Genomic DNA, 9,535 nt, shown 5'->3' on the forward strand with positions numbered 1-9,535 from the left:
TATACTTCAAGAAGTAAAATTGAAGCTCTAAACTCATTCGATCATTCCTTTCAAGACAATTTTGATTATTTAGCTTCAACTCGCAGTTCTATAACAACTGCAAGCGAAAACACTTCTGATAGCATATTTGCTCTTGTTGGTAGAAAGATATGCACTACGCTAAGACCAGCAACAGAAGATATTCTAATTAAATTTGGTGTAACGGACCAAATTTTACACGAAGTATATAACGAAAATAAATATGAATTCCAAGGAGAAACTACATTTGATGAATTTAAATGCTTCACAGCCTTGACTATATACGATACTTATAAGTCTTCAAAAAAAACAGAACCCATGACTAGAGTTTCTTGGAATAATATACATAAAGCAAACGCATTAGATATAGCAGTATGTATAGGAACAGGAGTTTCTATTAAACAATTATTTGATTTACCTGGGAGAAAAATTGCACAATTTGCTGTAAAAAAATTAGCAAGTAGATTAATTCCTTATGTTGGTTGGGGCTGGGGAATAGCTTCAGCAGCATATTGTATCTCAAAGTTATAACCCCAAAAACAAGAAATTCGGGAAATTATTCATTCCCGAATTTCTTGTTTTCTAAAGTATTCATCCATTATCTTTCTACTAGTCTTTGGGTTATTCTCTCTGTAATACTCCCACAACCTGCCTTTTTCAATCCATAAACGAGCCATTTCGTACAGCAACAAAACACTATTTGTAGTTTTTCCTCCTCCGATAGTTGGGTTATCCTCTCACCTATAGAGCAAAGCATTAAGCGCAAAATAGAAGCAGTAGGCACACCACTAAAGGATTGGGATATAAACATTTATCGTGGTGTGCTGACAGGTTGCAACGAGGCGTTCATTATCTCTACCGAAAAGCGTGATGAGATATTGGCAAATTGCCAAACTGAAGACGAGCGTAGAAGAACAGCTGCACTTATTAGACCGATTTGGGATAACTAACAATGTTTTCTTATTGTGATTTTTTGTAAGGCGTAGTCATATTGAAGCAGGATGTATGCTGAATAGCAGGACAAATTTACTATTCAATAGGTGCGCATTATTGCATCAATTGTTTTGGATTGTATAGACGTGTCACCATGTTCGGTCTTACGTCCATAGTTTTGACTATCAGTTACGCAAAACCTTACTTACTTCACAATTCCTGAATCAAAGCTGGCGTCTACTTGCCTACTTTCCTTCCTCCTCTTAGTCTGTTTGCCCTTAAAGAATGACCATGATAAGCCCACGTAAACCATATTTACGAAACCAAGATTACCTTGTACCGTTTCGTAGCGCGCATTAGTTGTCTCCAAAATCTTGCGTGTAGCAGGTCCTTCACAAGAAAAAAGATTGCGCCAACCTAACTTAACATGTACGTTACGAAATGCGTAGTTTACGTTAACATCCGATGTACCCGTACGATGTTCTAACATATCGCCCTCCATACTTTCCATAGCAGTGCGAAAGTAGCCGTTAAAACCCCATTTCTTAACCCACCCACTTGCACCTAATTGCAGACAGAAATTGGAACGATTATGCCTCAATGTGGCACGCGAAATAAAGTTAACGTATTTAGGTTCTGCGTAAACTTGCAGATGTTCACCCAATAAGTTCAATCCACAATATATGCCAATCTCCAAATGTTTATATTGCCCATCGTTTGTCCAACTTTGTTGTACCGTCCCCATAGGGGTTATTGCCAGCATGTCTACTATACTTCCATGATTATACTCGTACATGCCGAAAGCCATAAAACTAAATATTCCCTTGTTTGCATTGAGCGACAGCCAATGCCTATATGTAGTAAAGGGGCGTAATGAGGGGTTTCCCATTGTTGTACGCTGGTCGTCGTCTTGTCTTTCGTAGGCAGTCATCTGCGCGAGGCTTGGCAAAGAGGTTGTGCTAGACAAATTGTAGTCTATTTGCCATATATCGTTAAAAGCATATTGCACATAAAATTTTGGTCGCCAAGCGTAATGCTCGAACCCCTTACCACGTTGCCAAACAGCATCACGGCCATAGCCCAAACCAAGAGAATAGGTAAGCTTACCCAATGAGCCACTGGCTTGTGCAAAGGCATATTGAGAATTATCGTCGTAGTTGAAATTTGTGTTTTGCAAGCTAACATAGGTGTTTGACGTATGGGCAAGCGACTGTTGCCACCCAACAGCTAACTTACATGCAGGCGAGAATGTATGAGAAAACTCCGTCTCTAATCTTGCACTCTGCTTTTTACCATCAACATCGTAGTGTTTGTTGGCCGTTGGCGAAGAGAAACCACGTTGATATTTATTAGCAAAAGCATTGGCAGCAAGCCATACATTAAACACGTTACGTGCCGAGAAACGTTCTTCGTAATACACTTTAAGGCCTAGTTGGCGTTCGTCACTCTCGTTAAGTGTACACATGGTGTACGAACTACCATCATCAACGGTGGCGTCTATGGCTCGTTGAGGGAACCTATCCCAATCTAAGGATGTGCGAATGTCTATCGTTCTGCGATTAGTTCTGTTCAGCGTGTAATATAGGGAAAGAAAGTCATCTCGATAGTTTCCGCCCGAAAAACGTCCGTCTATCTTGCGGTCTACCATCAGTCCCGTAGGGTTGTTTATGTGTTCGTCAGTTCGGGTAAAAGCTTTATCAATTCCATTGAGTTTGAAATTGTAGTTAACGCCAAGTTCGTGCACGCCAGTATTAAAGCGAAACCAAAGTGCATCGTCGTTATAATTAGTAGTGAGTGCATTCATGGCATTAAGTCCTAAGCCAACACCACTATCACCACGGCCAGCCACAACATTTATAACCACGGCAACATCAGTTCCGTACTTCACAGATGGAACACGCACCAATTGCACCTTTTTTAGGCGAGAGACAGGCAAGGAAAGCAACTCGTCTATGTTGGAAGGCTTTCCATTAATCTCCAAAGCCACACGTCCACCACCTCTTGTGTAATTAAGCGTTCGTTCCACTTGGTCGACAACAATGCCAGGCAAATGCAAATTGCCCAACAAGCTGAATGCGTTTGCCGACCTTTCGCGTTGTGCTTTACTGGGAAAATAACTGTCTGTGGTACCATGTCTAATCACCCTACGTGCCTCCACTTCCACCTCAGGCAGTGCCTTGGTTCGCAGGGTGTCTGTGTGCTCTTGTGCCGCTAGTTCAGCAATGACTGCAACGGCAAGAACAAGGAGTATTATTCGACCTTTTGTCATAACACGTTTCGTAATTTTACCAAGGAACATTTGTTAAACAGATCAAGTAAGTCTTTAAATAGGTAATTTTGGGCATGAACTACCAAATCTTTGATACATTCACAATAAACAGAAGGGTTATCGAAACCATTCCGTGTAGAATATCGATGCGGAAGTTTTCCACCACCACAAATCTCTTTAATTATGCAATTTCTACATTTGTCACACAAGAATACATCATGATGGGCGTTATAGTAAAGTTTCAAAGTTTCATTACTAAATGTGTCTTCAAAAGAATTTTGAAGAACATTTAAACCTGTATAAGTGAATCCGTCCCCACAAACCTTCATACTATCTACAATCTCAATATTTCCATTTGTTTTGATACCTATAGTAGCATTGTCACGCTGTCCTAAAATTTCATAACCACAATCTTGCCCTAATAACATTTTCACAACACTCTCAAATAAACGTATTATAGGCTTTCTCTCATTATCTTCGTACCAGCATGTGAATAGTTGTAGTAACCAAGAAGACATGCCAGTTGGTATTTCCGAGTCAAAAGTTGTATCAGGAAACAAAAAGTCGGCAGAATCAACACATAAATCTTTAAGATGTTGATACGTCAAATGCGCAGGATAGTCGACATTCATTACACTGAGAACAGATATAGGCAGATCATTCTTCTTCAATAATGAAATGCCTGCAACAATTGAATCATATGCATTACTCCCATCTGACCGAAACACGCGATGGGAAGAGGCCAAACGAGGTTCATCTATTGACACTCCAACTCTAATACCCAAAGAGCAAAATAGGTCTATCCATTCTTGTGTTAAAAGTGTAGCATTGGTTTGTAATCCATATGACACGTGAGTTTTGTGAATGATGTTCTTAACCGTTTCAACAAACATTTTATAGAAGGATTTAGGCTGCAATAAAGGTTCACCTCCATGAAAAATAACAAAAAAATGCGATATATTATTATTCTGGCAATGTTCATTAATTCGCATTACGACCGGCTTAATCAGTTCCTCTGACATTCTGACCGGTTCTCTCATATATGATTTATCACCTTTATTAAAGACATAACAATAATCACAATTTAAATTGCAGCGCCCACTTACTTTAAGAATTAACTCCGTATACTTCATAGTCTTTATAAATTTACTTAACAAGCATTCACATAGAAAGTCATTATCAAAATTGCATTTGCGTTTATTATATTCATAAACCTTTAAGATGAAGAACAGCAAACGCAACAGACGCAACTTACATTGGTGACATAAACTACCAATAACAAAATAAGCAGCAATGAGGCGAAAATGATAAGTTCACTCCAACTTATATGCCGCTTAAATTAAATTTCTAAGACATTCTAGACTAGACAACGAGTAATCATTTCGTTCTAGGTCCATGTCCGTAATTCACATAAGTAGATTCCGAATAATTGGGATAGATCGGGGGCATGACAGGCTTGTCCTTAACATCCTTTTCTGAGTCTGAACCATCTGGATCATACGAACGACTTCCACCCACAATACATGACATCTGTTTCTGTGAAAGAAAATCATTAATTCTCGCTTCATTCGCATTCAGTTCTGAATCACAAAGTCTAATTTTCATAACTAAATTGTTTTGGTTGATGTTGATAAATATAAAAACACAGCATTTACACTAAATGCTAATTGTAAAATTAGAAGAAATAAATGAAATACGCAAATATTCCATAATAATAATTTCACACATTACACCTTTTCATAGCACCCAGAACACTACGAACCATATCACATAAAGTTACCCAACATATTCATAACCTATTCAAATGACAATAATGAAGGCAGTGGTAGTTTCGGGTTAGTAGGGGGTGAACAATATATACGTATTCCACGCGAACTAGACGATACGCCAGTTTGGGACAAAAAAGTGCCCTAAAAAGTTGGTAATCTCGCTATTATCTTGTAACTTTATAGTTGAAAATCAATAACTTACAAAACATATATAGCGATAATTACCACAGACAAAGTTACAGAAATATTTTGTATATTGGATGAGTTCTGCAAGAATTTAGATGCCGAGTTAACTAAAAACCTACATATCGCCCCCATAGACGTGGGATATAAGCGCATGCGAAACCGCAAAGGGCAGATGTCCAAGAGCGAAATCATGATCATCCTGTTGTGCTATCATTTTGGGGCGTAATGGACATTTGGTAGGCTGAAAAAGCTCCAGATGTTTGTAATGAACAAATGGTAGGCTGGTAATTTTCAGCCTACTTTGTTATATTCAGAAATCCATCAATAAACTTCTTTTTGTTAGTATCGTTTAATCCGTTATGGTTCAGTAAAGCTCTTTTAAGTTGTGAGTTGTAGCCTTCCAACATATTGATTGTATTCGGTATGTTTACCTCCGTATGTTCTTCATATGTAAATAGCCACTTGAGATGTGTTCTTAAAGACCTCTTGGCAGTCCTAAGTCGTCTGTGTGTATAAGTAGTCTTGCCTGAAATAAGAGTCGTTCTTTCATTCAGAAATTCCTCCCACCGGACACACCATTTACCAAATTCCATTAAGAACTGCTCCTTTCCGATGGTAAACATCTTCCTTGCCAATGCCAGCAACTCTATGCTTGCAGGCAAATGAGGGTTATTTGTCAGAAGCCTTCTGATGATTTGCAATTGATGAAACTGGCACATTTGTACCGGCAGAAGGTTATAGCCTGTAAAAGCCCTGTGTGTCCATCACAGACTACCGCCACTATCTTTGTTTCTCCATCTTTTATATCTTCAAGTCCTGAGAGATATTCCTTGTTGGTTTCATTCTTAACAAATTTGCGATAAAGGATCTTTCCCGAAGTTGCATCTTGGAATAACATTACACCAAATGTTCTGGAGAAATATGTTGTATCAATTATGACAGTTGCTTTCTTAGGAAAGGAAGGGGTAAAACTCTCTGCTATCAACTTCAGTTTCCTGCGTATTGTTCTCTCAGAACATTTATGCATAACTGACAGTTCTTTGACGGTTCGTTTCTCTGTCAGATAGCTTTGCCATAATGTTGTACTGTCAATGCGGCGACCGCCTTGAAATTGCTTCTTGCAATCACCGCAAAAATACATTTGCAGCCCCCGACGATGACCGTTCTTTTTAACATTTGAGCTACCACAGAATACACATGTTTTTTATTCATAGGTTTTCAAATGGCACAAAGGTAATAAATAAAGGACATCTAGAGCTTTTCAGCCTACCAAATGTCCATTACGCCGGGAAACAGCCCAAGCAAATGCAGTACAAACAAAGCGCAGAAAGCTGGGCAATCATTCAATCGACAAGAATGTCATGGAAGAGGCGAAGCACCTTCTTGTTACCGAGCAATGGTCTCAGGAACAAAGTATCTGGTGTATTGGCCAAGGATGACAAGTATATTAGCCATGAAACCATATATCGTATGATACGTAAGGACAAGGTAGAAGGAGGAACATTGGCTCTGTAGAATTTTTATGGGGAATAATTTGTTATTTATCTTAATAATTCCGACCTTCGCATCATGGAAGAAAATATGTTACGTACCTTGACAACTCTTGTGTTGCCAAGTAAAATATTAGAGTTTTTTACCATTGTTTCTGTCCGTAAGGTCGGATCAGAGTTTCATATTAGCCTTGACGAACGTATAGACAAGGCTTTGGCGGATGATGCCAACTTCGAGTCCAAAGGATTCATGGAAGCAGTAAATATAACCGACTTTCCGATCCGAGACCATAAGGTTATATTGAAAGTTCGTCGAAGAGGATGGACGGACTTGCGCACGGGCAAGAGCTTTACGCCTCCCATCGCTTTAGACATGGTAGCTCAAGGCACCCGTTACTCCAAGGAATTTGGAGCTTTTTTAAAAGAAACGTATGGAGACATCCCCCGTGACCTGCCTTACGCTTGAGGATTTCTATCATATTGACGGACATACATTTGAGAAACAATATAAGGAGGTTCTAAGCGATTTCCGTCAATGGGACCAGGCAGAACATGCCGATGAGTGGCTGCTATTTCCTGACAACATCGGACCCTCTCTGGCTATTGATGAAACTTCCTTATCTAACGGCGAGCTGTACACTTTCGTGACCAACCGTGCAGCAAGGACACGGGAAAGAAGTATCGAGGCAGTAGTTGCAGGGACAAAGTCAGAGGAAGTCATAGCAGTACTGGATAGGATTGATGAGGAGAAACGCTCCTCTGTTGAGGAAATCACCCTGGACATGTCCGACTCCATGCGCAAAATAGCCAGAAGGTTGTTTCCCAACGCCAAGCGTGTAATCGATAGGTTCCATGTACAAAAGTTAGCATGCGATGCCGTACAGGAATTACGTATAAAGCACCGCTGGGATGCAATACAGCAGGCAAACGACGAAATGGAAGAGGCAAAGCTCTGCGATAAACCATACAGCCCATACCGATACACTAATGAAGATACAAGAAAAGAGCTTCTCGCCAGGTCAAGATATCTGCTCTTCAAGTCCGCTGACAAATGAACAAAGCGTCAGAAACTGCATGCTAAAATTCTTTTTGAACAATATCCGGACATCCAAAAGGCATACGGACCGTGTCATTCACTGCGCATGATTTTTGCTAAGAACACCATCAAGGATGCAGCAAGACTTTCCATGGCAAGATGGTACAATAAAGTTGAAGAGGCAGGCTTTCATTCATTCAATGTCATTGCTGCCACATTCTACGAACATTATGATGAAATATTGAACTTCTATAATAACAGGTCTTCGAATGCCATGGCAGAATCGTTCAATGCCAAAATCAAACTTTTCCGAGCTAATCTAAGAGGAGTAGCAGACAAGAAGTTTTTCCTATTCAGAATTGCAAAACTATACGCCTATCCCCACTGATTTTCTACTGAGCCACGATACCCCTTAGTGATGCTCTGAAAGCTTTGATTTTCGCATTAAAAGATTCAGCTGCAGCATTAGATGATCTATTTGTATAAAAGTTCAGAATGTCATCGTAATGTTCATAGAATGTTGCAGCAATAACATTAAAAGAACGGAAGCCCGCTTCTTCCACTTTGTTGTACCATTTAGCCATAGAAAGTCTTGCAGCATCCTTAATAGTATGTTTTGATAGAATCATTCTCAAAGAATGCGATAGCCCATAAGCAGTCTTCAGATCTGGATATTCTCTAAATAGAATCTCAGCTCTCTTGCGTTGTGATTGCGTCCATTTCTCTCCTGATTTGAAAAGAAGATACCTGCTCCTTGCTAGCAATTCTTTTCTTGTATCTCCGTTCTCATATCGAAAAGGCACATATTCGCGTCCTTCAAGCTTTGCATTCTCCATATCGTCATTCGCCTCTTGTATGGCATTCCAACGATGCTTGATACGCATTTCCTGCACAGCATCGCAAGCAAGTTTCTGTATATGGAACCTGTCTATTACTCTAGTCGCTTTGGGAAAGCATGTGCGAACAATCTTTCTCATGGAGTCAGACAAATCAAGTGTGACTTCCTCAACCATACTCAGAAGCGCTTCGGGGATATGGTTCAAGGCATTAATAACGTCCTCTGACTTGACGCCCTTGACAACTGCAACTAGACATTGATCTTTTCCGTGTCTGTCTCTGTTGGTAACTATCGTACGCAATTCTCCGTTAGACATAGATGTCTCGTCTATTGCCAAATTACGACCTATGTTGTCAGGAAAAACAAGCCATTCATCAGCATGGTCTAATTCAGTCCAGGTACGATAGTCACTCAAGACATCCTTGTATTGTTTATCCAAAGTCTTGGAATTTACATGGTAGTACTGCTCAAGTGTACGGCAGGTCGTCGGGGATGTCTCCATACGTCTCTTTTAAAAAAGCCGCAAACTCTTTCGAGTAGCGGGTCCCTGACTCGGTAACACTAATGCTGTCAACAAATGTCTCTCCTGTATCCTTGTTTTTCCATCTACGACGGCGAAGAACAAGAATCACTTTATGGTCACGTATAGGAAAATCAGTTATGCGTACAGCATCCATAAAACCTTTGGATTCGTAGTCCTCAGATTTTTGAAGATAGGCATTCATACGCTCGTCAAGATGGATGGTCATACTCATTGCATCAATATCAGACTCATCTGTTTCTATCTTAACAATATCGAAATTGTCCTGTACCTCCTTTGGAAGAACAAGACGGGCTAAATGTTCAAGCATATTCATAATGCAAAAATACAAAAATCTATAAAACTAAAAAAATCCCCAGTTCTTTTCTACTGAGCCGGTATCGTTGATGAAAAATTCTTTCTGTATAGACTTGCAAAGATTTATGCGTATCCCCACTAAATTTCTACTGAGCCAT

At 39.8% G+C, this 9,535-nt stretch carries 6 protein-coding genes and 5 pseudogenes; 6 read left to right on the forward strand and 5 right to left on the reverse strand.

Annotated elements, in window-relative coordinates; translation table 11 throughout:
- Both HMPREF9018_RS04070 and HMPREF9018_RS11235 read left to right on the forward strand, forming a co-directional pair.
- Positions 1 to 549: hypothetical protein (locus HMPREF9018_RS04070; RefSeq protein WP_039864339.1), on the forward strand; the 549-nt coding region annotated here is incomplete at its 5' end.
- A gap of 140 nt (positions 550 to 689) precedes the next feature.
- Positions 690 to 968 (forward strand): annotated as a pseudogene (locus HMPREF9018_RS11235) (hypothetical protein); the annotation flags it as partial.
- A 188-nt stretch (positions 969 to 1,156) separates the two neighbouring features.
- Here the strand turns inward: HMPREF9018_RS11235 and HMPREF9018_RS04075 are convergent.
- Together HMPREF9018_RS04075 and HMPREF9018_RS04080 are read right to left on the reverse strand one after the other, a co-directional pair.
- Positions 1,157 to 3,220: an outer membrane beta-barrel protein gene (locus tag HMPREF9018_RS04075; protein WP_039864341.1), complete on the reverse strand. Its 2,064-nt coding sequence runs from the start codon at positions 3,218 to 3,220 to the stop codon at positions 1,157 to 1,159.
- Positions 3,217 to 4,353 carry a radical SAM protein gene (locus tag HMPREF9018_RS04080; RefSeq protein WP_008448530.1) on the reverse strand — a complete coding sequence of 379 codons (1,137 nt, stop codon included), beginning with the start codon at positions 4,351 to 4,353 and terminating at the stop codon, positions 3,217 to 3,219. Before HMPREF9018_RS04080 ends, HMPREF9018_RS04075 begins: the two co-directional genes overlap by 4 nt.
- Before the next feature lie 853 nt (positions 4,354 to 5,206).
- Here HMPREF9018_RS04080 and HMPREF9018_RS11240 point away from each other — a divergent pair.
- Positions 5,207 to 5,398: pseudogene (locus tag HMPREF9018_RS11240) on the forward strand (IS982 family transposase); the annotation flags it as partial.
- A 73-nt stretch (positions 5,399 to 5,471) separates the two neighbouring features.
- Here HMPREF9018_RS11240 and HMPREF9018_RS10655 read toward each other — a convergent pair.
- Positions 5,472 to 6,316 (reverse strand): annotated as a pseudogene (locus tag HMPREF9018_RS10655) (IS256 family transposase, variant Zn-binding type).
- 148 nt (positions 6,317 to 6,464) lie between these two features.
- On the opposite strand from HMPREF9018_RS10655, the pseudogene HMPREF9018_RS11475 reads away from it, so the two are divergent.
- From HMPREF9018_RS11475 to HMPREF9018_RS04110, 3 genes and pseudogenes are all read left to right on the forward strand, one after another.
- Positions 6,465 to 6,681: pseudogene (locus HMPREF9018_RS11475) on the forward strand (IS30 family transposase); the annotation flags it as partial.
- 63 nt (positions 6,682 to 6,744) lie between these two features.
- Entirely contained in the window at positions 6,745 to 7,131 is a 387-nt protein-coding gene (locus tag HMPREF9018_RS04105) for an ISAon1 family transposase N-terminal region protein (RefSeq protein ID WP_039864351.1), read from the forward strand.
- Positions 7,097 to 8,089 (forward strand): annotated as a pseudogene (locus HMPREF9018_RS04110) (ISAon1 family transposase). Before HMPREF9018_RS04105 ends, HMPREF9018_RS04110 begins: the two are co-directional and overlap by 35 nt.
- Positions 8,090 to 8,093: 4 nt before the next feature.
- Here the strand turns inward: HMPREF9018_RS04110 and HMPREF9018_RS04115 are convergent.
- The gene (locus tag HMPREF9018_RS04115) at positions 8,094 to 9,041 is read right to left on the reverse strand and encodes an ISAon1 family transposase (protein ID WP_008448531.1); all 948 of its coding nucleotides are present in this window, start codon (positions 9,039 to 9,041) and stop codon (positions 8,094 to 8,096) included.
- Complete coding sequence (locus tag HMPREF9018_RS04120) at positions 9,007 to 9,396, reverse strand: ISAon1 family transposase N-terminal region protein (RefSeq protein ID WP_008448522.1); 390 nt, start codon at positions 9,394 to 9,396, stop codon at positions 9,007 to 9,009. Before HMPREF9018_RS04120 ends, HMPREF9018_RS04115 begins: the two co-directional genes overlap by 35 nt.
- Between the last annotated feature and the right edge of the window lie 139 nt (positions 9,397 to 9,535).

The organism is Prevotella amnii CRIS 21A-A (assembly GCF_000177355.1).
Lineage (GTDB): Bacteria > Bacteroidota > Bacteroidia > Bacteroidales > Bacteroidaceae > Prevotella > Prevotella amnii.

Excerpts from the sequence above, each read along its gene's own strand:
- HMPREF9018_RS04075 (WP_039864341.1), bottom strand. The coding sequence starts at position 3,220 with ATGACAAAAGGTCGAATAATACTCCTTGTTCTTGCCGTTGCAGTCATT.
- HMPREF9018_RS04080 (WP_008448530.1), bottom strand. The coding sequence starts at position 4,353 with ATGAAGTATACGGAGTTAATTCTTAAAGTAAGTGGGCGCTGCAATTTA.
- HMPREF9018_RS04105 (WP_039864351.1), top strand. The coding sequence starts at position 6,745 with ATGGAAGAAAATATGTTACGTACCTTGACAACTCTTGTGTTGCCAAGT.
- HMPREF9018_RS04115 (WP_008448531.1), bottom strand. The coding sequence starts at position 9,041 with ATGGAGACATCCCCGACGACCTGCCGTACACTTGAGCAGTACTACCAT.
- HMPREF9018_RS04120 (WP_008448522.1), bottom strand. The coding sequence starts at position 9,396 with ATGAATATGCTTGAACATTTAGCCCGTCTTGTTCTTCCAAAGGAGGTA.